This window comes from Lacticaseibacillus absianus (assembly GCF_013407595.1).
GTDB lineage: Bacteria > Bacillota > Bacilli > Lactobacillales > Lactobacillaceae > Lacticaseibacillus > Lacticaseibacillus absianus.
Genome location: NZ_JABEKX010000001.1, coordinates 182,406 through 207,597 on the forward strand (window position 1 = coordinate 182,406; position 25,192 = coordinate 207,597).

18 protein-coding genes are annotated in these 25,192 nt (G+C 57.5%); 9 read left to right on the forward strand and 9 right to left on the reverse strand.

What is annotated here, in order from left to right:
• Window positions 1-57 precede the first annotated feature (57 nt).
• Window positions 58-6,492, reverse strand: coding sequence for an Ig-like domain-containing protein (locus tag HII33_RS00765; RefSeq protein WP_179393890.1), 6,435 nt, complete (start codon window positions 6,490-6,492; stop codon window positions 58-60).
• Between the two features lie 458 nt (window positions 6,493-6,950).
• On the opposite strand from HII33_RS00765, the gene HII33_RS00770 reads away from it, so the two are divergent.
• The 5 genes from HII33_RS00770 to HII33_RS00790 all read left to right on the forward strand — a co-directional run bounded on the left by HII33_RS00770 (window position 6,951) and on the right by HII33_RS00790 (window position 13,700).
• A complete protein-coding gene (locus HII33_RS00770; RefSeq protein ID WP_179393891.1) occupies window positions 6,951-8,807 on the forward strand; it encodes a coiled-coil domain-containing protein in 1,857 nt (618 codons plus the stop codon).
• Window positions 8,808-8,822: 15 nt separating this feature from the next.
• Window positions 8,823-9,959, forward strand: a complete 1,137-nt coding sequence (locus HII33_RS00775) for a helix-turn-helix domain-containing protein (protein ID WP_179393892.1) — start codon at window positions 8,823-8,825, stop codon at window positions 9,957-9,959.
• A 257-nt stretch (window positions 9,960-10,216) separates the two neighbouring features.
• Window positions 10,217-11,698, forward strand: coding sequence for an AbiH family protein (locus tag HII33_RS00780; protein WP_179393893.1), 1,482 nt, complete (start codon window positions 10,217-10,219; stop codon window positions 11,696-11,698).
• A gap of 317 nt (window positions 11,699-12,015) precedes the next feature.
• Window positions 12,016-12,927 carry an ABC transporter ATP-binding protein gene (locus HII33_RS00785; RefSeq protein ID WP_179393894.1) on the forward strand — a complete coding sequence of 304 codons (912 nt, stop codon included), beginning with the start codon at window positions 12,016-12,018 and terminating at the stop codon, window positions 12,925-12,927.
• A 2-nt stretch (window positions 12,928-12,929) separates the two neighbouring features.
• Entirely contained in the window at window positions 12,930-13,700 is a 771-nt protein-coding gene (locus tag HII33_RS00790; protein WP_179393895.1) for an ABC transporter permease, read from the forward strand.
• Between the two features lie 300 nt (window positions 13,701-14,000).
• Here HII33_RS00790 and HII33_RS00795 read toward each other — a convergent pair whose 3' ends face one another.
• From HII33_RS00795 to HII33_RS00825, 7 genes are read right to left on the reverse strand one after another with little or no spacing between them, the layout of a single operon-like run.
• The gene (locus tag HII33_RS00795; protein WP_179393896.1) at window positions 14,001-14,882 is read right to left on the reverse strand and encodes a YitT family protein; all 882 of its coding nucleotides are present in this window, start codon (window positions 14,880-14,882) and stop codon (window positions 14,001-14,003) included.
• A gap of 15 nt (window positions 14,883-14,897) precedes the next feature.
• Complete coding sequence (locus HII33_RS00800) at window positions 14,898-15,995, reverse strand: SIS domain-containing protein (RefSeq protein ID WP_179393897.1); 1,098 nt, start codon at window positions 15,993-15,995, stop codon at window positions 14,898-14,900.
• Between the two features lie 17 nt (window positions 15,996-16,012).
• Window positions 16,013-16,633: a hypothetical protein gene (locus HII33_RS00805; RefSeq protein ID WP_179393898.1), complete on the reverse strand. Its 621-nt coding sequence runs from the start codon at window positions 16,631-16,633 to the stop codon at window positions 16,013-16,015.
• An 18-nt stretch (window positions 16,634-16,651) separates the two neighbouring features.
• On the reverse strand, window positions 16,652-17,470 hold the full coding sequence (locus tag HII33_RS00810) for a PTS system mannose/fructose/sorbose family transporter subunit IID (RefSeq protein ID WP_179393899.1): 819 nt from the start codon (window positions 17,468-17,470) through the stop codon (window positions 16,652-16,654).
• Entirely contained in the window at window positions 17,470-18,210 is a 741-nt protein-coding gene (locus HII33_RS00815; protein WP_179393900.1) for a PTS mannose/fructose/sorbose/N-acetylgalactosamine transporter subunit IIC, read from the reverse strand. Before HII33_RS00815 ends, HII33_RS00810 begins: the two co-directional genes overlap by 1 nt.
• Window positions 18,211-18,221: 11 nt before the next feature.
• Window positions 18,222-18,716 (reverse strand): PTS sugar transporter subunit IIB, encoded by a 495-nt coding sequence (locus tag HII33_RS00820; protein ID WP_179393901.1) that lies wholly within the window; start codon window positions 18,714-18,716, stop codon window positions 18,222-18,224.
• A complete protein-coding gene (locus HII33_RS00825; RefSeq protein WP_179393902.1) occupies window positions 18,713-19,129 on the reverse strand; it encodes a PTS sugar transporter subunit IIA in 417 nt (138 codons plus the stop codon). Before HII33_RS00825 ends, HII33_RS00820 begins: the two co-directional genes overlap by 4 nt.
• A 189-nt stretch (window positions 19,130-19,318) precedes the next feature.
• Here HII33_RS00825 and HII33_RS00830 point away from each other — a divergent pair, with 189 nt between their 5' ends.
• The 4 genes from HII33_RS00830 (at window position 19,319) to HII33_RS00845 (ending at window position 24,219) form a co-directional block, all read left to right on the forward strand.
• On the forward strand, window positions 19,319-20,035 hold the full coding sequence (locus tag HII33_RS00830; protein ID WP_179393903.1) for a GntR family transcriptional regulator: 717 nt from the start codon (window positions 19,319-19,321) through the stop codon (window positions 20,033-20,035).
• A 738-nt stretch (window positions 20,036-20,773) separates the two neighbouring features.
• Window positions 20,774-22,594 carry an EndoS/ChiA family endoglycosidase gene (locus HII33_RS00835; RefSeq protein WP_179393904.1) on the forward strand — a complete coding sequence of 607 codons (1,821 nt, stop codon included), beginning with the start codon at window positions 20,774-20,776 and terminating at the stop codon, window positions 22,592-22,594.
• A 159-nt stretch (window positions 22,595-22,753) separates the two neighbouring features.
• Window positions 22,754-23,095 carry a sigma factor-like helix-turn-helix DNA-binding protein gene (locus HII33_RS00840; protein ID WP_179393905.1) on the forward strand — a complete coding sequence of 114 codons (342 nt, stop codon included), beginning with the start codon at window positions 22,754-22,756 and terminating at the stop codon, window positions 23,093-23,095.
• A gap of 245 nt (window positions 23,096-23,340) precedes the next feature.
• On the forward strand, window positions 23,341-24,219 hold the full coding sequence (locus HII33_RS00845) for a DUF4767 domain-containing protein (protein WP_179393906.1): 879 nt from the start codon (window positions 23,341-23,343) through the stop codon (window positions 24,217-24,219).
• Window positions 24,220-24,351: 132 nt separating this feature from the next.
• On the opposite strand, the gene HII33_RS00850 is transcribed toward HII33_RS00845, so the two are convergent.
• Window positions 24,352-25,182, reverse strand: coding sequence for a transporter substrate-binding domain-containing protein (locus HII33_RS00850; RefSeq protein WP_179393907.1), 831 nt, complete (start codon window positions 25,180-25,182; stop codon window positions 24,352-24,354).
• Between the last annotated feature and the right edge of the window lie 10 nt (window positions 25,183-25,192).

The window sequence follows — 25,192 nt, forward strand, 5'->3', positions numbered from 1 at the left end:
AGTCAAGCTCATGCTGCGATATGAGGATCTCGGGGTCAGACTAGGGGAAAGTCAAACTCAGAGGAAGCGGCGACGGCTTTCGAAGCCGAGGAGGCCGATGAGACCAAGGACGATCGTCCCTGCAAGGGCCATCTGGGCGTTGATGCTGTCACCAGTCTGTGGCAGGGAACGGCCGGAACCGTTGCTGGAACCGTTAGAGCTGCCGGTCACGTTCGAAAGGTTCTTCGTCGTCCCAGTAGACCCGTTGCCAGCGTTGGTCGAGTTACCGTTGCCAGATCCGTTCCCATTGGCACCGTTGTGACCACCGTTGCCGTTGTTCCCGGAATTGCCATTGCTACCGTTGTTGCCGGAGTTACCGTTATTACCAGAGTTCCCGTTGTTGCCGTTATTACCGTTGTTCCCGCCATTCGTCGAGGCCTTAGGGACCGTGACGGTGGCTGGACGGCTCGCGACACCATCGGTGATCTGAACGGCGCTCAGCTTATCACCAGGAAGCATCGTGCCAGTTGGGACCTTCAGGGTGAATTTCCCATCAGTGCCAACTTGCGCTTCGCCGACGAACTTACCATTGCCGTCAGCAACGACGACGGTGGAAGCAGGCGTCCCCTGACCGGAGATGGTGATGTTCTTGCCATCGTTGGTGATCGTCAGGCCGGCCGGCGTTTTGGCCGGAACGGTGACTGCGATCGGGTCACTATCGACGCCATTCGCGGTCTGGGTGACGGCCACCTTGGTCCCAGGCTTGAGGGTGCTATCCGTGAGCGTCAGGGAGAACTTCCCGTCGGACCCAACAGTGGCACTGCCAAGCTTGTTACCCGCGGCGTCCGTCGCGGTGATCGTGGCGCCTGCAACGCCGGTCCCGGCGATGGTGGTGCCTTGGGCGTCGTTAGAGACCACGATGTCCTTCGGTGCTGGTGCCGGTACGATGATGCCCATTGGGACACTGAACCCGCCGTCGGTCGCCTGAACGAGGACCACTTTGGTGCCCGGCTTGGAGCTCGCGGCCGGCAGCGTGATATCGAACTTGCCGTCGGTCCCGACCTTACCCGTTGCGATCGAATCGCCGGTTGGGCTCATCACGTAGACGGTCGAGCCTGGAGTCCCAGTCCCGGTCACGTGTGCGCGGTCGCTACTATCGAAGGTGACACCGACGTTGGTCGGCTGGGTCCCTGGAATCAGCACCGATGCCGCGGCACTGCGCTTACCATTCTTCGACTGGATCACGGAGACTTTATCGCCAGCCTTCGCGCTATCCTTAGACAGCGTGATGCTGAACTTGCCGTCAGTCCCGACCGTGCCGGTCGCAAGCGTCTTGCCTGCGGTGTCCGCGATCGTGACGGTGGCGCCTGCGATCCCGTTACCGGTGATCGTGGTGGACCCGTCCGTGTTGCGCGTCGCAACCAGCGAGGTCAGCGCCGCGAGGCTACCCGCAGCGGCTTCAGAGCTTGCGAGGCTGTTGGCCGTGCTGTTAGCGGTGCTTGCAACGATTGCGGAGCTAGACGCATCCTTAGCCGCAGATTCAGCGAGGGAAGCGGCACTCGAGGCCTTGGCTTCATCGCCAGCCTTGGCTGCGTCGGACGCTACGCTTGCGGCGCTCTTGGCGACGTCGGCGGAGCTGGACGCATCCTTGGCGGCGGAATCAGCGATCGAAGCAGCGTCGGAGATTGCAGAGTTATCCGGGTACTGCGAGCGAAGGTCGTCAGCGTTGCTTGCGGCGCTACTTGCGAGGCTTGCAGAGCTCGAGGCGTTGCTTGCCGAAGTGTCAGCGTTGTTTGCGTAGCTGGATCCCTTGCCGTTGGCGTCAGATGCCAGCGTTTCCGCCTGAGAGGCAGCGACTTGCGCAGCACTCTTAGCGACTTCAGCGGCAGAGGAAGCAACGACGGCAGCGGAGGAGGCGAGGGCGGCAGCGGAGCTAGCCCCGGCCTTGTCGCCGTTCTTAGCTGCTTCAGAAGCAGCGGTGGCGGCAGAGGACGCTTCCTTAGCTGCGCTAGCAGCTTCGGCAGACGCACTCTTCGCACGGTCGTTGGCTTCAGAGATCACCTTATCGTTCGGGTACTGGGAAGCCTTGTCCTTCGTCACGTCAGCGGCAGAAGATGCGACCTTCGCAGAGCTTTCAGCGTTTTCAGCGTACTTGCCGGCGTCTGTCGCAAAGCTGCTGGCTGCTTGGGAGTCGGTTTGACCACCGGACGACCCGTTGTTGCCGTTGTTAGCCAGGGAGTCTGCCTGAGAGGCAGCGACTTGCGCAGCGCTCTTAGCGACTTCAGCGGCAGAGGAGGCAACGACGGCAGCGGAGTAGGCGAGGGCGGCAGCGGAGCTAGCCCCGGCCTTGTCGCCGTTCTTAGCTGCTTCAGAAGCAGCGGTGGCGGCAGAGGACGCTTCCTTAGCTGCGCTAGCAGCTTCGGCAGACGCACTCTTCGCACGGTCGTTGGCTTCAGAGATCACCTTATCGTTCGGGTACTGGGAAGCCTTGTCCTTCGTCACGTCAGCGGCAGAAGATGCGACCTTCGCAGAGCTTTCAGCGTTTTCAGCGTACTTGCCGGCGTCTGTCGCAAAGCTGCTGGCTGCTTGGGAGTCGGTTTGACCACCGGACGACCCGTTGTTGCCGTTGTTCCCTTCAGAGGCCAGGGAGTCCGCGGTGCTCTGCGCGTCACTGGTGGCAGAAGAAGCCACAGAGGCAGCAGAGGAGGCGACAGAGGCAGCAGTGGACGCTTCCTTGACTGCGGAGCTGGCGGCGGAGTTATCACCCTCGGCTGCGTAGCTCGACGCGGCGTCGGCGGCACTGGAGGCATCCTTGGCGGCACTGGAGGCATCCTTGGCGGCACTTTCAGCGATACTGTTCGCGTTCGAGATCGCAGAGTTATCTGGGTACTGGCTGGCCAGGCTACCGGACTTATCCGCAGAGGAGGACGCCTTGTCAGCGGAGCTAGACGCGTTGTCGGCGTAGCTCTTGGCATCGGAGGTGTCGTATGGGTCGGCCGGAGTGGTGACGGTGATGGCCGTCCCTTTCTTGCCGTCCTTGGTCGGCGTCACAGTCAGCGGCTTTTCAGCGCCAACGCTGCCAGAGACCTTCACGGCGTAGTTCCCGTTCGCATCGATCACGCCGGTCCCGACAGCCTTGCCGGTCCCGTCGGTGATCGTCACGGTCGCGCCAGGGGTCCCTTGACCAGAGACGGTGTAGCCCTTGAGCGAGGTCCCAGCCACTTCAGGCGTCCGGGAAAGCTCGACCCCACCGATCGTAACGAAGACGGTCCCGATGTCGTACTGGGAAGCATCCTGCTTGGCGCGACCGTCGCTGTAACCATCACCATCGGTGTCGATCATCAGTGGGTTCGTGCCGCGCAGCTTCTCTTCCCCGTCGAGCAGGTTGTCGCCGTCGGTATCCGGGTTGGTCGGGTTGGTCCCGTCCTTGACTTCTTGGCCGTCGGAGACGCCATCGAGGTCGGTGTCGGCCTTCAGCGGGTTGGTCCCGTATTGCTTTTCGGCAAAATCATCGAGGCCATCGCCGTCGGTATCGGCCTTGTTCGGGTCGGTCCCGTCTTTGAGCTCGACGCTGTCAGGCACGCCGTCGCTATCGCTGTCGACTTGCCCGACCCAGGTCGCGTCGCCGCCAAGCGGTTCGGTGTCCTTGCCGTCAGGGATCCCGTCGCCATCGGTGTCGACCATCAGCGGGTTGGTCCCGGCGGTGATCTCCTGGCTATCGGTCAGACCATCGCCGTCGGTATCCTTGTTCGTCGGGCTGGTGTGGTACTTGGTGACCTCATCGAAGTCACTGAGCCCGTCACCATCGGTATCCTGAGCCTGCTTCAGCGAAGCCTCATTGCCAGGGACCCGGTCGTTCGGGGTCCCGGCGTTGGTCCCGTACTGCTTCTCTTGCAGGTCGGTCAGCCCGTCGGCATCGGTATCCTTACCGTGCTCGTTGGTGTGATCGATGTACATTTCGATGAAGTCAGAGACGCCGTCGCCATCGGAATCGATATCGATCTTATCCGGTGAGTTGGCGTTCAACGGGTCATCGTCGACGTACTTGTCGGCGCTGAGATCTTGCAGGACCAAGCGTGCGGCGGTCCCGGTCGCGCTCATCTTTTCCTCGTCGGTCAAAGACGCGTACTGATCGGCCAGGTGAGTCTTGTTGACCCGCTGGTAGATCACGGACGTCTCGATCGGCGTGGTCGGGCTCACCCCATAGAAGGACGGGGTGGAGGTGAAGACGAGCTGAGCGAAGTCACCGACACCAAGGGTCGCTAACTGCTCAGAGCCGTCTGTCGCCTTCTGGGCGGAGAAGTCCGGGTCGGTCCAGCTGACCGGCAGGATCACCTTCTGGGTCCCACTGATCGCCAAGTCGGCGACTTGACCAAGCGCCTGACCGACGGTGTCGGCGAGGAAGTTGGTCACGGCCTTGAAGGCATCCTGGACTTTGTTGTTCAGGGTGTCTGTCAGCCCTTGCAGCAGGCCACCGACGATTGGGATCCCACCCAGGGCCGTGTTCCCACCGTTGACGGATTCGTTCGACATCCCGATCAGAGAAGCGATCATGTCGTACGCGTCGACGAACCAGGTGTTCACGGCGGACTGCAGGTAGTTGGTGACGGATTCGGTCAGCGACGAGTTGTTCGTCACGACGTAGGTCCCGTCAGCCTGCTTGGTCGCCTGAGCGATCTTCGTGATCGCGATCGAGCTGCCGCCTAAGGCTGCCAGTGCAGCCTGGTCATCCTTAACTTTCTGGACGGAAGCCTTCAGTCCAGCATAGTAGGAGGAATCTGCGACACCAGGCACGATGCTGATGATGTTCGCCAGCGTGTCTGGGATCAAGGCGACGACCCCACCGGCACTCAAGATCCCGGTGATGCCAGCGGTGAAGATCCCGAACAGGTCCTTGATCGCGCCGCCGGTGTAAGTGGTCTGGACAACGGCGTAGTTGCTCAGCTTGTCGCCAGCCTGCAGCCCGCTGTCGCCGAACAGGACATTGGAAGTGGAGGACGCATCAGTGATCTGGAACGTCTCACCCGTCTGGTCGTTCTTCAGGATCGCCCCGGCGCGGTTGGCGCTCATAACGGTCCAGTCGCCGACGGACAGGGTGTTGTTGATCCGGTTATCGAAACCGAACGTTGCGCCATTGGTGGTGGAACCGATCAGCTTCGCGGACAACCCTGGGTTCTCGGCTGCGGCGATGATGTCCGCGTAGCGCGTCTTGAGGTTGTTCGGATCGGCGCTGATCGCGCCTTGGTCGTTGAAGAAGTCGATCACAAGCGAGGAGACCTTGTCGGCACCGGAGACATAGGACTTGCCCCCGAACCGAACGTCATCGTCGTAGTTATCGTTGTTGTCATTAGAAGACGAGTTGGTCGGGCTGAGCACAGTCCCCGTCATGTCGGTGATCCGACCGGAGTCCTGCTTCTGCTGGTTCGCCTGGTTGGCCTTCTTGACCATATCCGCAACCGCTTCGGTCTCGCCAAGCTGTGCGGTGGCGGTGTTGTCCAGCGCGTAACCTGGTTCGCCGAAGATCTGGCCTTCCAACAGCCCAGTCTTGTTCTTCGCGGAGGTGTCGGTGGTGTTGTTCTTCAGCACCATCAGCTGTGCCGCGGAGGTGACGCCGTCTTTGGCGACAGTCACGGCGACCTGGGTGCCGGAGGTGATCCCGGTCAGCACCGCCGTGAAGGTCCCGTTGGCGGCCGTGTTCACGCCGACGATGGTCTCACCCGTCGTCGTGCTGAAGGTCACCCGGGAACCGGCCGTTGCGGTCCCGGTCACGGTGAAGGTATTGTCCGTCTTGTTGTAAGTCTGCGTCGGCGTGGACGTAAGCCCGACGCTGGCAGCTGCAACAGGTGCTTCAGACGCGGCGCTGCTGGTCGCAGTCGTCGTGGTGGTGGCTGCCGCGCTGCTGTCCGCCGTGGTGGTCGCAGCGGAAGCGACCGTGGTCGCCTCGGCACTATCGAGGTCGGCGGACGTCGTCTCTGCGGTCGCTTCAGGTTCTACGACGCTGTAAGCGATCCGGGCGGCCGTCAACGAGGCCGTCTCGCTGGAGACGCCGTTGCGTGTGGCCACAGCGGTGATGGCGACGTCACTAGCCGTCTGGGATACACCGGTATCTACAGAGAAGGCACCGGTCGCGGAAGCGATGGTGGTGAAAGTCTGGCCGTTAGCGGTCACCGTGACGGTCGCGTTCGGCGTCGCGGTACCGGAGACCCGGACCGTCGCGTCGTCCAAAAGCGTGTTGGTGAGGCTGTCGATCGTTGGCGCATCTTCAACGGCAGACGTTGCGACGGACGTGTCCGTCAGCGTGTCATCAGTCGTGGCGTCATCGGCCGTCGCGGTCGCAGTCGCGTCATCGGTCGTGTCCGCCTGAACGGTGTTGCCTTGCCACATCGGTAACGTGACGAAGAAGGTGGTCAACAGGCCAGCGTAGACCCATCGTTTACCTGACTTGTACATTTTGTAGCGCTGTTTAGTCTCGGTGGTGACTCGTTCGGTTGAACGTGTACCCTGGTATTTCATTGCTCTACCCCCTGGTTTGATTTGCACGAACAGAATTTGGCAACCGCAGCATTGAATCTAGACTGCGCCCCTGGTTCAAGGCCGGTTGCTTATGGGTAAGTCTACCGACTTTTATTCCGGGTGAGCGTCAAAGAATACAAATTTCGCAGGAACTTGGTCGAATTGGTATAGTTTTTGCGAATCAAAAAAATAAAAAAGTTTAGTAATGGATAAAATAAATTAAGATAATCATGCATGGTCACAAAAAGTCAGTGACAAGAAATTATGTCGGTTACAATCGATTTATATATTTTGACGCCGGCCGCGTCGTCATCCATGATATTTTGTTAGCCATAAGACAAGTGAACGTGTTCGTACCTGTTGCGTCTGTTGGGTTACCCACTGATTGCCGATGCGTTGCACGCGCACTCGAAACACGCGCAATCTGTGCACGGCCACATGGAATAGGAGGAAGCAATATGGGTTTTTTTAATCGTGGACGCAAGGCGACGGCACCGGAGGAATCGACCGACACGCCGATCATCGAGGCGCCTATCGCGCAGGCCGACCCCCAAGAACGGCGAATTGGTCCGGCTCGTTCGCTAGAGGAATTGGTGACCGATCTCGCTCAGGCGGCGACCGCATATAACCGGGCGCGCCAGGGGCTGCAGTCCCACCTGATCGACCAGGTGGACATTCAGCGCAAGGAGCGGATGACCCTGGCTGAGGAGTGGACGGCAGCTAAGACCGAGCAGGAAGCCGTCTTGGCCCAGCTGGAGGAGCTTGAGACGCAGACGGATGAGTCGCTAGCCACGACGCAGGCAGACCTGGGTGAGCGGCAGGCCGCGCTGATGGCGACGCGCCGGCAGCAGGAGGCGCAGTTGGACGCCGTGACGGCGCAGATCACCGGGGTGGCCAAGACGGCGGCCGCGGAGGCGGCGGCGCGCGACGAGATCCAGGCTCAGGTGGATGCCCAGCTGGCCGCGATCCGGGAGGAGACCGACCCGCTGAAGTTAGTCGCCCACGCGGCCGCGGCCCAGTCCAGCTTGGAAAAGTTCGGCCGGCAGCTCCAGCAGATCGAGAAGCGCTACGACCGAGCAGTCGCTGAGCGCACGGCGCTTGAGCACGACCAGACCGTGGCTGAGCAGGCGCTGGCGGAGTCGACGACCCGCCTCGCTGAACTCGATCAAGCGCTGCAGCAGGCCGCTGCGGACATGAACGCCCGACAGGTCCAGCGCAAGGTGCAGCGGGAGAAGCTGATGGCGGAGAACACCCGCCTGACCGCTAAGCAAAAGCAGCTGAGTCGCCTCCTGGACCAGGTCCACGGGACGATCGACACGGGTGAGCGTCAGCTGAAGGACTGGTTCGGGACGTCGCACCATGTCAGCGGGCTGCAGGTGGCCGCGGGGCCGACCTATGTCATCGTGATCGACTCCTTCCTGCCCGACGACAGCGATCTGATGGCGGCGATCGTCGGCCGCATCCTGGAAGCAGGGGCCGCCTCCGTCGGGCTGTACTCGGAGTATTTTGACATCAACCTAGCAGACGAGGTGGCGCTGTGGATCACCGAACACCACCTGCCGATGAACCGGATCAAGATCTACAACCCGCTGCACATGCTTCAGTCGCAGGGGCAGCCGGCCGGCGCGGCGATCCAGCTCCCGACGAACCTCACGACCACCGGCTGGACGGACGATCACCTCACGCAGACGCTTGCGCTCAAAGACAGCGCGCGGGTGCTGCGGGTCACGTACCGCGAGGCGAACGCGAAGTCGATCCGCGACATCGCCTACCTAGAAGATGGCCTGTTGACCAAGCGCAGCTTCTTCAACACGGAGGGGCGGCTGTCCGCCAACGCCTTGTTCGATGAGACCGGGGAGCTCGCGCAGGAGGTCTTCTACCGCCAAGACGGCTTGACGGCCTATACGGTGCAGTACGCCGAGGGAGCGGTGTGGCGCCTCGATCTGTTCGACGACCACGGGATCTTGACGGACAGCTTCGCCAGTGTCGCCGCAATGACCGACTGGTGGCGGGCGCAGCAGTTCAATGACGGCTTCGCGTTCGTCGGCCAGCTCGATGATGCGAAGTACCGCGAGTTCGTCCAGGCGCATGAACTGACGGCGGTGCCGGTCGTGACCGCTAAAGCGGGGGCGCAGATCGCCGATTTGAACTGGCAGATGACCACTGAGGTGGCCCGCTTCTTCGTCAGCACCCAGCAGGTCGCCCAGGCCCTGATCCAGGCGACGCCGGTCGACCTGGAGATCCTGGAATTGAATCAGACCTATTTGCCCGGAAACATCGAAGCACCGCTTTTGCCTGCCGGGGAGGCCAAGTAACAGGAGGGAATCATCGTGCAATTCGAACGAGACTTTCTGGAGAAAAAGGATTTTCTCGAGTTCCAACTCTATGTCCAGCTCGAGGCGCATCAGTTCAAGAACGTGTCGATCAAGCAGTTGAACGACGAGCTCGGCTGGAAGTATCAGTCCGCGTACCGGACGTTCAACGACCTGGTCGACGACATCGGCCAGATGACCCACCGCGTCCGCAACACGGTCAAGACCCAGCTCAAAAAAAGCGGGCGTGCGCTCGTCACCCAGGAGGAGTTGCGCTCGCACCTGCTACGCAGGAGTCTGATCTACCGCTTGCTCGACTACCTCGTGAAGACGCCGAACCCGCAGATCCACCGCTTCTGTGAGATGAACTTCGTGAGCGTCTCGACGACGACGCGGCGCGTGCGGCAGCTAAACGTCTTGCTCAAGCAGTTCGACATTCGGTTGCGCATGCAGCCGCTGGCCTTGGTCGGGGATGAGCTGCACTGCCGCTTCTTCTTGTTCATGCTCTACTGGCAGGCGCAGCACGAGTACTTCTGGCCGTTCGAGGAGGCGCCGACATCGACCGAGGACCTGCAGACGCAGATGTTCGAGAAGATCTCCCACCTGCGGCGCGGTCAGCGGCGGCCGATCACCCCGAACCGCCGCCTGGAGGTGTTCGGGGACAAGGCGATGCGGATGGGGTTCGCCCCCCAGCACCGCTTCAAGTCCGGGCCGTTCTGGGAGAGCTCAGCGTTCGCCTTCTTTCAGATGAGCCGTGTTCAGCTCGACCAGCCCGTTGGCACCTTTCAGGACCGGCTGGCCATCGAGCTCGTGCTATCGACGCCGGAGACCTACCAGATCACCGAGCCGCTGCGCGAGCTGTGCCTACGCGACGCGCGGCTCGAGTGGACGGATGAGCTGGACCTGGACGTGTTCCGGATCCTGTCGAACTACGCGATCATGGGCAGCGCCGTCGGCCAGTCCGAGCTCTATTTTTCGGACGTGCAGCCCGATCCTGAGCTGATGGTGAGCCTGACTCGGCTTCTGGAAGAACTCCCGCGGACGCCGAACTTCATGCTCTTCCACCGCCGGCCGCAGCCGGTCGTGCAGCTGCTGGCGACGCGGATCGCGATGGCGAGCGACACCTTATGCCTTGAGGCGCGCAAGGCGGAGTGACCGGGGCGGTGTTTCACGTGAAACTGATTTAAGCCGGCAATCATTGATTGATCGGCTTTTGCTGTGTTCTGGCACAAAACCGGCGCACTCTGGTGAGGTTCATGCTTGCCTGTCTCGCAAAAGTTACACCGACAGCGGAGGGTCTGTTGAATGGTAGAACGCGGATGATTATTGCGACGACATGCACCGGATCGTGGCTGATTTTTGGTATAATCAGTTAACAACTTATCTTCATTCTCGCATTGGGAGGTGCCAACATGCTCGACATGACTGACTTTCGCTATCGACCGGTCACATCTAAGCTTGATATCACGTTACTCGTTGGGAATGGGTTTGATATCCGGATGCTCAATCGCTTCCGCCGGCCTGCCACAACGTTCAGTGCATTCTTGGACTACGAGCGCATGGTCCTGAATCGAAAAATCGATGACGATCCGATCCTTGCGCATCTCAGCAAGGGGCTTGCAGCCAAGCGAGATCAAGACACCGTGTCGACTGAGCCACCTGCACCGGATGACCCGATCCACTGGGCTGACGTCGAAGCTGCGATATTAGCCTGCATTCAGGAGGTCGAAGACCAAGTCGCGCCCAACGATGACGCCCAACGTGAGCAACTGGTCGACCTCCTGAACCGGGTGGAAATGCTCCGTGCTGACTTCAGCGACTACCTCGGCGAGATCGTGACGGCCCCACTGCTCCGCAGCATCAACCATTGGGCCAACCAGCGGCCCGATAACCAAGAAGATCTGACTTCTGCGGTGCTCAATCAATCGCGTGGCGGTGGGGTACGCGCACCCAAGGATGCGTCTAGTAACCTCAATACCTTGCGCTGCTTCAACCGGGATTTGCGCACACTGGCCCCTGAGGCATACGCCCACTTCCGGTTTGATTCGCTCGCCAACTACTACGACATCATGGCGGTAACGGTATTCAATTTTAATTACACAACGCTCCTTGATAACTACTTGGCGATGACTAAGGCGAACTTTGACCCCCATATTTTCCCTCAGGCGCCCACAAACTTTGTTTACCAGGTCCCCGCCCAAACTAAAGGCGGCCACTGGAAGACTTACCATGATTACTTGATCACCACAGTCATCCACCCCCACGGGCTTGCGGCCGTACCATCTAGTATGATGTTCGGGATCGACAACATCGATCAGCTGAATCGTCACGTGGCGCTCAGCGAGATAGATCGCCACGCTGGGTTAGCCGGTATCGAGCAACTGTTCGCCAAACCATACCTCGTTCAAGATGAACTCAATTACCGTCAGCAGTTGCAGGCGACTGAGCTCTTTGTTGCCTTCGGTCTGAGCTTTGGCAGGTCGGACGACTGGTGGTGGCGACAAGTGTTGTTACGTATGAGCCAAACCATCAGCCCCGAGGCGCTGATCCCGCCATACGGTGATTCGATACACCGGGATAAGCAACGTCACAAACCCGCTTACCAACCCGAACTGATCATCTACCACTATGCACCAGAGGCAAGCAGTGAACTCCTAGCCTTAGAGGGTGTGTATTCACGACTACAAGCACAATTAGATGCCGAGACGGCGCAACTGGTCGCGCAACGGCGTCTTTTGGCGGATAAGGGGGGAGACGTCGACGCGATCGACGCCCGACTGGCCCAGGCCGACCAGTTGACCCTGCTCCCATTCGAAGTGCTAGCCCAGCGCATCTATATCATCCCATTCGATGATGATACCCCGCTGAACTGTTTCGATTTGCCGCGCAGTTGAGCCAGTCGGCGGAATATCACTCAGGGCATTGATGTCTTTCGCGAGCTCTAGCACGCTTTGCGGGTCACCCGCGACACCGAAGCGCGTCAAGACGTTGCGGAAGCGTCAATCGTTGCAGTTTAGCCTGCGACGAGGCTATTGGCGCAACTGATCTGCCACTGGCGCTGTGGGCTTCGGTGCGGTGACGATGCGGACGCTGCTTGCGTGAAACTCGTCAACCCCGTTGCTTTTGCCGGTCTCTAGACCGATGCAAGCGGCCGCAAGTGTGCTATTCTCAACACATGGGTGCGCACAGACGCACCGGAGGAGGAAAATGGATGAGTACGATTCTAACAGTCGATCACCTCGATAAGTCCTTCAGCGGACGCCAGGTCTTGCACGGCGTCGACTTCTTCGTCGAAGAAGGGCACGTTGCGGGGCTGGTCGGCCCCAACGGTGCGGGGAAGAGCACGATCATGAAGGCGATCTTGGGCTTGATCCCGATCGACGGTGGCGGGATCGAGATCGCGGGGCAACCCGTGTCGATCACGAGCCACCAGGCGCTGCGCAAGGTCGGGGCGCTGATCGAGTACCCGGGCATCTACCCGTTTTTGACCGGGCGCCAGCACCTTGAGCTGTTTGCGGCCAAGCACCACCAAGCCGACAACATCAAGCACATCGTGGACGCGCTAGGTATGGGCAAGTACATCGACACCAAAGCACGCCTGTATTCGCTGGGCATGAAGCAGAAACTCGGGATCGCCCAAGCCTTGGTCAACCAACCGAAGCTGGTGATCCTCGATGAGCCGATGAACGGGCTCGACCCGCAGGCAGTCAAGGACCTGCGTGACATTATTCGTGATATGGCGGCAGCCGGGACGAGCTTTTTGATCTCCAGCCACATTTTGTCCGAACTCGAAAAAGTGGCCGACGACGTGCTGATCCTCAACCACGGCCACATCGTCCGCAACACCAGCATGGGCCAGCTCGCCGAATCCGGCGGGGTGACCTATCAGATCGTGCCGGACAACCTCGCGCAGGCCAAGGCCGCGCTGACACTGGCCAATGTCACCTTCACGCTGGAAGGGGCCGGCATCGTGCTGCACGAAAACGCGGAAGATACCGCGCTCAACGCGGCGCTCTATGCGCTGGTCCAGCAAGGCGTTGCGATCCGCAGCGTGGACCGCAAGGCGCGTGACCTCGAGGCGTCGTTCCTCGCCATGGTCCAAGCAGAAAAGGGGGAGGCGTAGTCATGGGCACACTGATCAAGCAAGAATGGTACAAGCTGGCGCACAAGAACGGGACGTGGATCGCCATCGGCGTGATGGTCGCCATTCAGGTGTTCGTGGCGGTGATGGGGCGGCTGTACCCCGACGTTGCGCTGCTGAAGCCGGAAGTGACGACGATCGTCGACTACTACGGCGGCGGCCTCGTGATCTTCATCGCGATCGCTAACGTCGCCAGTACGGTCTCCATGGAGTTCCAGTACGGCACGATGAAGCAACTGCTTTACCGGCAGTACTACCGCAGCCAGGTCTTTATGAGCAAAGTGATCGTGGCGATCTGCCACTTCGTGCTCCTGCAGGCGATCGCCAGCGTCGTGACCTTTGCGCTGGCCGCGGGCCTCAACGGGTACGACTGGATGGCCGTGCACCAGGGGCGCAGTAACCTGGCCGCCTATGGGCTGAGCCTTGCGGGCTTCATGCTGATGGGCCTGATGCTACTCAGCTGCGCGCTGATGCTCTCGACGGTGCTCAAGACCAACGCCGCGGCCATCATCAGCGGCTTCGTCGGCTACTTCGTCGTCGAGATCGCGTCGAGCATCCTGACCGCGTTGATCGCTAAGTGGGAGTTCCTCAAGTGGAACCCGTTCACCTTCCTGCTGGTCGGCCAGCAGCTTACCAGCGACAGCGTGCGATCGCTGACGCACCTTTCTGATCCGGTCATGATCGCCGGCAGCCTGATCTACACGCTGGTGTTCGGCCTGATCGCGTACGCGAGCTTCCGCAAGCGAAGCATCTGAGTGGCTTACGTCACCGGGCGAACAATACCCACAGTAGAGTCGTCCGTCATGTGCGACGACCTGATGAAGAGTTGGTGGGATGCTTACGGTCAGAGTAATCGCTGGCACTCACTGTTTTATTGGTCGATGTCAGTACCCTTTAGTGGAGCGGGTACAGTGTGATATAAAGAAAATGAGATCATCTGAATTAAAATAAATAGGATCCTGCAGTTTGGCAACGGGCCGTTCTGCAGGATCCTGTTTTTGGGTACGTGACTTGGGCAAACTCGATTGTGGTGATTACACTTTGAATCACACTATTCAGCGAATCGATGACTCCGCAAATTGACCATCGACTCGAATAACGGGGGAGATTGAGATGAAAGCGGCCGGGTCGACTTGGCGGACAATGCTGATCAGCATATCTGCTTCGGCTGAGGAGATGACTGTGATTAACACGGTTTCGCGCTGATTTGAGTATCCCCCTTGGGCGTTGTGCAATAGGGTGATCCCGTGTGCAGAGTCGCGGTGCAAGGTGTGAGTAATCGCGGTGGGACGCTGTGTGATGATCAGTGCTTGTAGCCGGTGCTGTTGCGTATATTGGGCGTCAATGACACGTGCGGACACAATGATCGACAAGGCGCTGACCAATGCACCTTGCCAACCGTAACACGCTCCTGCAATCAAGAGCAATCCGCCATTGAAGATCGTGTTGATCGTGCCCACTGATAGTTTAGTCGATCTGTGAAGCAGGAGCTCAATCACGTCTAACCCGCCGGTCGAAATGTTAGTGCGTAAAGCAACACCGGTGCCAAATCCCCAGATAAGCGCTCCGAATACGCCGCAGAGCAAGGGGTCGTGAGTCAATGCAGGCAACTGAAATAGATCGATAGCTAAACTGGATAGAATGACAGAAAGCATGGTATACAGCGTGAATCGATGACCAACGAAGTGCCAAGCTAGCCAGAATAGAGGAAGATTTAGCAGTAGGTTGATATTACCTGTCGACAACAGAATAGATTTATCGAATTGCTGGCTTAGTCGGGCAATAAGCTGTGATGCCCCGGTAATCCCAGAAGTGTATACGCCACCGGGAAGCAGGAACATATTAAGCGCGATGGCTGAGCTGAAGTTGTAGATAATTGCGGCCCCCACAGCTGCTAGGTCAGGTTGTTCGCGGATGCGTTTGTCCACCTGAAGCATGCGCAACCTCCAATATCAGTGATTCATGTGGCCAGAGATTGACTTATCCTTGACGGGAGAAACGCTGGTGTCGATCCCGACGGCTTCCGATAGCTGGGCTGATAGAACTTGGAACGGAACAGTGTAGAAAATTGGAGATAAAAGTGGAGTTGTTTGAATGCTGAACTGAAGATCTTTGCTGGTTGCGTCGAAGGGTTCACCTGAGATGACGAAAACATGTTCCGTCCATGCTCGACGATAATAGGCCGCGATATCTTTCATGCGGTTGAACTCAGGACCCGCGTTACCTCCGATGAGGAAGATGTAGTTGTCCGCATCATAGGCGCGTAATGGACCATGAAGTTGTTCTTCCATCTCGTAGGCGGTGCTTGGGCGGCCAAACGTTTCGAAGAATTTGAGTCGACCTTCTTGAGCAGTTGGGAAGTTATAACCATAGCCTGCGATCGAAGATTTCTGCATTTTAATTAGCTCGTCTGCATTGGCAGCATACCAGGCTTTGCTTTCGGCGACTATGGTGGCATAGTTGGTAAGCGCCTGTTTGGCGTCAGCATCAAGGCGCTTGTATTTTTCGCGACCGATCAAGCCCTTGGCTTTAGCGACCTCGAGTGCCAAGATGTAGAACTGGAAAAGAGTCTCGGTGTACCCGCGTGTTTCAGGTCCGATCTGTTCCTCTTCGCAGACCAAGTGTAGATAGTGATTTGCAATCCGTTCAATCGGTGATCCAAGCTGTTCGGAGACGCCAACGGTGGAATACCCTTCATCCGCCGCTCGTTGTAGCGCTTCACAAGTAGACAGCGAATCCCCGTGCTGTGACAGACCAATTACTAGGATCTGATCTGGGCGAAAGATGCTGCTTGGGTTGATGCTTTCAGAGTAGGTGAAGACGGTTGGCTCAATCGCAATGCCTTCCACGTGGAGCAGTTCGACGAAGGTGTTTCGGACGACGCGCATTGCATTGTAAGACGTGCCAGAGCCGGTGAAGTAAATTTTCTTGTAGTCACCTTCAGTCAGCAGTTTAACAAAGTCTTTGCCATAGTCCGTTCGTTCGTCATAGGCACGTTGTAGTACACGTCCAGTATCCTCAATGTGATCCATCATCGTTAACTTAGCCATTAGTAAAGTACCTCCGATTAATTTAGTGGTTTAGCTTGCTGTTGCGCCAGTTGACGCAGTTGTTTCATATAGGTTGCTTCGATCAACGGTTCATCTAGTAGGGCGGTGAGCTTAGCGAGACGGTAAAGAAGAATCATTCGTGCCTCTGGTGTCTGAGCTTCTGCCAGTTGTCGGGCGAGTATTGGTTCAAACTTTGGATCGTGGGTGACGTAGATCCCGTGTAGTGTGGTCAGTTCAGTTCGAAGTTCGGGAAATCGGCTTGCCAGTGGTTGTAACACGAGTTCTAGCGCCGAAGCAGCGGCCTGCTCACCTGTTTCTAGGTCGTAAGTGTATGCCTTCATTAAGCAGATCACGGTATCCCGATTACGTACTGGCTGTGCAGGCAGTTGTGCGATCGAGGCATGTAACCGTGTAGTATCTTCCCATGCCAAGTCGTAATTGACTTGCATGATCAGGCGAGTGACCCGATTAAAGAAGAAGTGGGCTGCAGGTGCAGAAAGCAATGCAGTGTATGCCCGAAGGTCGCCGTGCTGCTGTGCGTAAAGCATTTTTTGCAGTAGGTGGGCGCGGATCTGGCCTTGCGACCAGGCAGTTAGACCAACCATAAACATAATCAGCATGACTAACCAAGGTGCCATCACGCTACCTCCGTATGCTTATAGAAGACCGACTGCAACGGCGAGAATCGCCAAAATGATCAAACCGATCAGAATAGCCGTCCCATTCATCTGTTTTTTAAGCAGTCCATAGCACCCAAAGGTCAATAGCAATGGGAGTAGGTCAGGCGTCAGGGAATTGAGCGTGGTTTGTAGGCTGACCGTCGTTCCTCCGAGATGCAAGACGAGTGGTACTTTGATGACCACCATGGAAGCAATCATTGCGCCAATCACGACCAGCCCTAGAATCTTAGCCGCTTCAGTCAGTTTTTCTAGCGTGCCGTCTTCTTGGATACGCGTGAGAAATTTGCTACCACCTTGATAAGTCAATTTGAACCCATACCAGCGAAGAAGTTCGCTCGGAATGACGTTGGTTAAGAAGTACAGCAACGGACCAAGGAGGCTTCCTCTGACAGCCAGTGGTGCGCCAACGCCGACCCCAATAACGCGTAGCGTCCCCCAGAACATCGAATCACCGATTCCGGCCAGCGGCCCCATAAGTGCAGACTTGACGGCGTTGATCGATGTGGCATCGAAGTCTGGGGTGTTGGCGTTTTGCTCTTCCATTGCGCAACTTATTCCGAGGATCATCGGTGAAGTGGAAGTCGTGCAGTTGAAGAATTCAAGGTGACGTTTGTAGCCGGCCTTGAGGGCCTCGGGGTTATCTCCGTATAGACGCTTGAGAACTGGCGTCATAGACCAAGCGTACCCGAGCGACATCTGACGTTCATAGTTGAATGCACCCAGTAATTGATAGTGGCGCCACATCACACGGCGTAGATCTTTTTTTGTTAGTTTCTTTTCACCGCTCGTGTCCATTAGAGTACCTCCTCGTGTTGTTGTGGTTTGAACTGGAAGTAGATATAGGCGATGATGCCACCAAGCATCGCAGCACCGATCATTGGAACTTTTAGAAACGCAACCAGTGAGAAGCCCAGAAATAGGAACGGTGCGTATTTCTTGTCATACGTCAATAGCATCAGCATTGCAATCCCCAGTGCGGGTAGAAGGTTACCAGATTGGGTCAAGCCATCTTGAATCACTTTAGGGATCGTCTTGATAATTGCTTTAACTGCGGGTGCTCCAACAGCGTACCCGACAATGATTGGCACAAATTTGGATAAGAACATGATAGTAGAGCCAGCCCATTGCCCGATTGGAAGAGCCTTCCAGTTGCCTTGATCGATCTGGTGGTCAACATAATGAGCAAATAGCGCGTTGAAACTGCCCGCAGCGATTGCAATCATCTGCGCAATAAGTGCGATTGGGACGGCTAAGGTGAGTGTAGTCTGCCAGTTTGCGCCTGTACGTATTGCTAGGGCAGTTGCCAGTGCGGAGCCAACGACGACGTCTGGTGGTGTCGTGGTGCCGATCCCAACGAGGCCCATCCAAACTAACTCAAGTTGACCGCCGAGAATTAACCCGGTGTGGAAGTCACCCATGACCAATCCGACCAGCGGTGCAATGATGATCGGGCGGTCCAGCATGTGTTGCCCACCCAGTCGGCTCTCCATGTAAACTAAAGAGCCAACAAGGGCAACTAAGAATCCTTGGAGCATATGATCCCTCCTTAATGTGAAAAGGCTTTTTTGATCTCTTCAAATCCGACACGCTCTTGTGAAGGAGCTGTTTCGGCAAAAACCTCGATTCCAGTAGCATCTAGTGCACTAGCAGCGGTGAATTCGTCGGGGGTCATTTTGACTCCTGCGGTGATGGAGACGGCTTGATCAGCGTCATAGTGAATCCCAGCGGTGCCGATGTTTACTTTCTGAATGCCTGGGACGGTTTGCGCGAGCGTTAAGGCATCCGAGACGTTGGCGGTCACGACGAAGATCTTGCGGGTGGCATATTTTGAATTATTCAGGATGGTCGAGGCATCGACCAAGCTCTTGATGGCCATCGTGACACCTGCGGGTTTGGCCATCTTCATAGTCATCTGTTGTAGACGGTCACCGGCCGCAATATCGTTGGCGACAAGTAAAATACTGGGTTGCAAGGCATTAGTCCAAGAGACCGCTACCAGGCCGTGAACGAGCCGATCATCTGCACGAACTAGTTCGATCATAGATCCTCTTCTCCTTCCTGTGTTTCAAGGGCGTCATTCATATACACAAGTTGCGTCCGCGCGTTCTTGATCGCTTCGCGGATAGCGGCATCAGTAATCGGTGTCGCATGAAGGATGAGTTCTAACAACAATGATAGGTTGATGCCACTGATCACACGAATGCGACCGAGTTCAAATTCAAGTTGTTCGCAGACAATGCGATTTACACTGCCGCCGGGGATGTCCGTAAAGACGGCAATCTCTGCGGGTAATAGCGTGCTAATCAGAGCGCGAAGCCGGCTCTCGAATGATGTGTCTCCATCCACATAGGCGGTCAGTGTATGCAAGTTAGAGATATCAGGCGCAAAAAAGCGAACAGCTTGCTCGAAACCTAAGGCCAACGTGCTGTGTGTGGCAACGATAAACTGAGTCAACTGCAGGCCTCCTTTCTTATGGGATTTTAAAACGCCTTCATAGTATCACGGTATATACATTTGTCAATGACGTGCAAAAAAATTTCTGCCGTGGTATAGTGGTCGGGGTTCGAAAAAACCGCATCATTATGCGATTTTTCCAACGTAAAATCAAACAAAAAATGTATATACCACAAAGAGGGACGCGAAATGATGCCAAAGTACAAACAAATTGAGGAGCGATTTATTCGTGAGATCAATAGCGGTAAGCTCGCGGTCGGGGCACAGTTACCGGCCGAAACGGCAATTACTGAGGAAACAGGTTTCAGCCGGATGACAGTCAATAAGGCGTTGAAGCAGTTAGAGCAGCAGGGCTACATTACGCGAGTGTCGGGGAGAGGATCATTCGTCAAAGCGAAGGCGATGACGCGTAATGTCACGGATACGGTCGGATTTTCTGAGTACATGCGAAGCAGAGGGATGACGCCGGGGTCCCAGCTACTGACCTACGCGTTGGTAGACTTGGCGGCAGATCCAGCGCGTCGGGATGAGCTTGAGTTGGCAGAGCTCGACAAAGTTCATCGAATCGAGCGTCTCCGAACCGGTGATGGCGCCCCTATCGCCATCACAGAGGATTACCTTGCTGCCAACTTGATCACGACGTTTAACCCTGAACTGCTCAGCCGGTCGTTGTATGCCTATTTAGACCGATTAAAAATTCCAATCATACAAAATTTCGTTGAGATTAAAGCTTGCAAAGCGACGGCACGGCAACAATCACTCCTTAAGCTTGAAGATGACTTTGTACTTGAAACTGTGGCCAATGTCGATACTATTACTATCGCAGGGCAGAGGCAGCGTCTGGGTCGTTTTGCGTCGTACTACAACCCCAAGCGCTTTACGTATCGGTTTGTCGCAAATAACTGAGTTTAATGATGCGCCGACGTGTTCATTGACACGAGGAAGGTGAATGCGACTTAACCGCAATCTGGTGAAGTTTGATTATAGTTCATCCGTGACGGGCGCATCCTGCGGTGGCTGAACCGGCTGGCGGTGTTCGATAAGGCGTCGGCATGACTAGTGGATAATTGAGGTAAGGTCCTTCCCGTGGCGTTGCTACGAGCGGGCCCTTTGGTGAGTGACGGCCTGGCAATGGTGGGGTGCCGTCTAACGCCTACTGAGGGCCTTCAGCCGATCGGGTATGCGGCACCGTGTACGCCGGTGGATCACTAGGTCGCGGAGACCGCATTGCACCAAGTGGTGGTCCTTCATTCAATCCAAGCGCGGAGCTGGGACAAGGGTCGAACTTGTTCCGGCTCCGTTTTGGTCTCCGCGCTTGGTTGTCGTCGGTCTGGTCTGTATTCGGATTGAGTGTGTGGTGGCCGACCAGAACCCAACTGTTTTTTGATCTATGCGGCGACTTGGATTATCTTACTATATCAGGAATCTTAAAAAAAGCGGTGAACGGCACCAACACCGATCAGAAACCGGTTACAATTTATCCCATAGGAGGTGTTTGACGGAGATGGATGACGTGCTCAGCGCAAGATGGCGCCTAGATAATCAGCTATCATTATCAATTAATTTATAAAATATTTATTTTATATAATTTATCGCTTCATTGGTCACTGAGGATCCGAATATCAACGAAAGGTCGGAGGATAGATGAAACAGTTAGGTAATGGGATCAAATGGGCGATGGCGGTCGTGGGGATCGGCCTAGCCATCGTGATCGGGTTAACCCTAGGGGGACCGCAGCGAGCTATCGCGGCGGCGGCCCCGAACGATAAGACGTTCATGGTGTACTACCGGGCGTGGCGCGATAAGACGATGAAGGGGGTCAACACGGATATTGCGGACCCGAACACACAGACCATGCTGGATCTGCCGGAAGGGATCGACATCGTCAATGTCTTCAGCTACGTGCCAGGTGGACAGGAGAAAGCGGCTGCCCCCTTCTTTGAGGCGCTCAAGACGACCTATGCACCAGAACTGCATAAGCGCGGCGTTAAGCTCGTCCGCGCACTGGGATATGGTGGCATGCTGAGTGATTGGCGCCAGTACTATGCGGGGTTAGGGGACACCAGTCAGTACACCGCGGCACAGGAGCAGGCGGCCATCGACGCGTGGGCCAAGCAAGAGGTCGAAACGCTCTCGGGTCAGTATGGACTCGACGGGTTGGATATTGACATGGAAGAGTATCCCTCGACTGCGACGGCCCAACTGTCGGATCGCTTGATCAACGCCTTATCTCAATATATCGGCCCGAAGGCGAACAACGGGACGCTATTCATCTATGATTCCAACGGGTCCAACATGGTGCCGTTCAAAAATGTTGTGTCGGCTTTCAGTTACGTTGGGTATCAGCAATACGGTAGTACGACGAGCCGGACTGTTGCCGCGGCGAAAGATTATGCGGCGGTCGGGTTTGACACGCGGCACTTCCTGGCGGGGTTGACCTTCCCGGAAGAAGGCGATCACAACCGCTGGTATGATACTAATCCGGCCGATTTTACGGGGAGCCATACACACCAAGAAGCTGAGTTCATTGCAGGCAGTGACCTCGGCGGGATGTTCATGTACGCGGTCGATCGTGACGGGCGAACGTACAGCCAAGAAGACCTTAATCACGTGATGCCAACGACGTACCGGTGGACTAAGACCGCTATCGCCGAGATCAAGGGGTATACACTCGCGCAAGTACAGGCGGCGGCCCGTCAGCATGTCGAGCGTGTGGGTGCGCGATCAGGCTGGTCCGAGGACACGATTAAGCAGACTAACGCGGCGATCGATGCCGCTCAGAACGTCTTTGAGGTCTACAGCGCGTTCATGTCTGATGACTATGCGACATCGCTGGACCCAAGCTTTGACGCACTCAAGGAGATCGCCAATCCGCTTGGCGACATAGAGGCGTTGCAGCAAGCGCTGACGGCGGCCCAAGCGTTGGTCTCCCAGGTTGCGGAACCGACCGCTTTGCAGGCTGCGATCAGGCAGGGACAAGCGGTGCTTGACACGGCGTGGGCGTCTGTAGCCGATGTCAACGCGGCGACGGCGGCGCTCAACGCGGCGATCGCTGCGGCGAAGGACGCACTTGCGGCGGCGCAGGCTAAGGCAGATTATCAGGCTGGGTACAAGGCGGGGCAGCAAGATGGCCTCGCCGGTGCGCCTGACCGCACTGCCGCACTCGAGGATCAGTCGGCGCGCTACCGCGCAGGCTATGTCGATGGGTACAAGGCGGGTGCGACCGCGCGTGCACAAGCGCAAGCCGACGGCGATAAAAAGCAACCTAAGCCAAAACCGGCGGGTCACCAACAGCCGACTGTGAAGCCTAAGCAACAGGTCACTAAGCGCCACGGTGCGATCGATCAGCGCAAGGCGCTGCCGCAGACGGGTGCAGTTGTGAACGTCACGCTGATGGCATTAGGGGCAGGGCTGATCGCACTTCTTGGCGCGGTAGCCCGTAAGCGACACACATTGAGCGATTAAGGTCTATAAGTGAATGAGCCTTCCTGTGTTGACACGGGAAGGTTTTTTGATTGGACTAAGGCGATCACTTGCCGGTGAACCCCAGCGCTGAATGCGCTACAATAGGAGGTGAGCGACTGACTGGCTGTGCCTGCGGCCTAATGTAAGGGAGGGATCACCATGGCGATGGCGACGCGCTACATCGTAATGAACGCACAAGGCGAATTCTTAGAGGACGACAACCTATTGCTGTTGCCAGCGTGGACCGGTGACCTTAAGCGCACCTGGGTGACCTTCAGTCAGGTTGAAGCGGAGCGCGTGGCGCATCAATCTTCTGGGTATGCCTGCGAGCTGCGACCGGTGCCTGTCGAATCTGACGGCACCGCGGTGTCGCACCGGGGCTTGCCGATCGCGGTGCAAAAGCAGGTGATCACGTTGCGTCAGCAGGGGATGTCTTACCGCCAGATCGCGCGCTTGCTGAACATCTCTAAGTCAACGGTGGGGAACATCATCAGTCGATGAGCGTGCGGCGCATGCTGCCGCATGGCCAGCGGTAACGCGGACGCGTGAACGAGCTGATCAGAACAGAGACTAGCCATGAAGAACCGCTTTGTGGCTTTTTTGGTGTTGCGTCGCATGGCATTGGGCGCCGGCGTGGCTGGTGCGATCGGGATACACCGGTGCGCAGCGATTGCTTGCCTGTATACTTCAGAATTAGATCAAGTTATAATTCTTGGCGGGGGAAGCACACACAAGGAGGAATCGGGATGATAAAGTATGGACAACTGGCGGCGGCGCTGGTGATCGGGGTGACGCTGCTGAGCGGTTGCGGGCAGCGTGCGTCGGAGGACGCGACCAAGTCGAGTGGCGCGACGACGAAGCAGTCGGCTCGCACCAAGTCAACGACAAGCAGCAAGCGATCCGCCAGCAGCAAGGCGACCAGTGCGAGTCAGGCCGCGCCCCGCAAGCAGACGACGTTATGGGATCAGAGCAAAGACGAACAGCTCGCCCAGTTCATCACGCAGTGGGCGCCGACGATGGGGCAGGTCTATGCCCGGTACGACGGGCAGCACCCGCTAGAGGTCTCAACGGGGGTGACGTATCCGACGGGGCTGGCCCAGCAGCTTGTCTCGGGTCAGTCCGGGCAGATCGGGATGAGCACGGACGGCAAGGGGTCGAACGCGTATAACATCGTGGCGATCTATAACTACGATCAGACGGAACCGCCGCTGCCAGGCCGCATCACGTATTTCTTCGGCTTCCATAACGGGCAGCCGGTGGTGTTGGCCGATCAGAGTCGGGATGGACAACCTAACGCGGGGCCGACGCAAAACACGGCGATCCGCGACGGCTTCACCCGCATCGCGGCCAGCACGACCCCGGCTAAGCCGAAGGGCCTGGCCCAGTCGCGCGCCACCATCACGCAGCAGGAACAGCAGAATCACAACATGCCGCTTGACTTTGAGCCGGTCCACAACGCCGACCAGGCGATCAAGCTGGTCGCCAGCAAGTACGGCAACAAGCAGTGGGTGGCGGTCCATGGCACAGCCGGGGTCTCGGCTCCGATCACCTTCACCGTGAGCGTGGACGGGGGGAGCGAGGCGTACCTCGTCTACGCGACCGGCGTTATCGCGCCGTTCCAATAGCACCAGTGAACTGTGCTGCCGCGGCCATGGCCGCGGCTTTTTTGCGTCCGATTGCCCGGGTAATAAAAACCCAGACCCGTCGAGACGGGTCTGGGTGAGGCATGCGGCTTTTGGGTAACGCATGCGGATCAATTACTTGGTGATGATGATGTCTTCTGGCTGGATGTCGCGGCCAAAGTACGGGGCCAGGGTCTGCTCGTAGTCGGTCTTGAAGAAGCCGTTGCCGTTGAGCTTGGTGATCTCCTGGTTGACCCACTTCAGAAGCGCCTTGTTGCCCTTCTTGACCGCCGGCGCGATGTAGGAGCTTGGCCCGAGCGTCTTGATGCCGACGGTGTAGGTCGGGTTGTTCTTGACCCAGGCGTAGAGGTAGGAGTTGTCATCGGCGAGGGCGGCGGCCCGGTCGTTCTTCAGCGCGTTGAACTGCTGGGTCTTGGAGTCGTACTTCTGAAGCGTCACGGCTTTTTGCTTCTCCGTGAAGTACTGCTCGGCGGTGGTGCCCTTGGTGACGATCACGTCCTTGCCAGCCAGCTGGCTGACCTTGGTGACCGGGGCGGTCTTCTTGGACACGACGCCGACGGACACTTGCATATACGGTTTGGCGAAGTCGACGACCTCCTTGCGGTCCGGGGTGACGGTGAAGTTGGCGAGCACGAGGTCGACTTTGCCTGCCTTGAGCGCGTCGACGCGGCCGTCGGCGTTGACCTGAACGAACTTGGCTTTGACCCCGAGGTCCTTGGCGAGCTTGCGGGCGAGGGTCAGGTCGTAGCCGACGCGCTTACCAGACTGGTCGATCCAGCCGTAGGGTTGTAAGTCACCGAAGACCGCGATCTTGATCTCGCCCGCCTTTTTGATCTGAGCGACGGTGTCGGCGTTACTGGACTGGTTTTGGCCGCAGCCAGCCAGAGCCAAGAGCGCAGTGGCCGTGACGGCGAGGGTGCTGAGCAATCGAGTCATTTTTTTCATCAATAAGTCT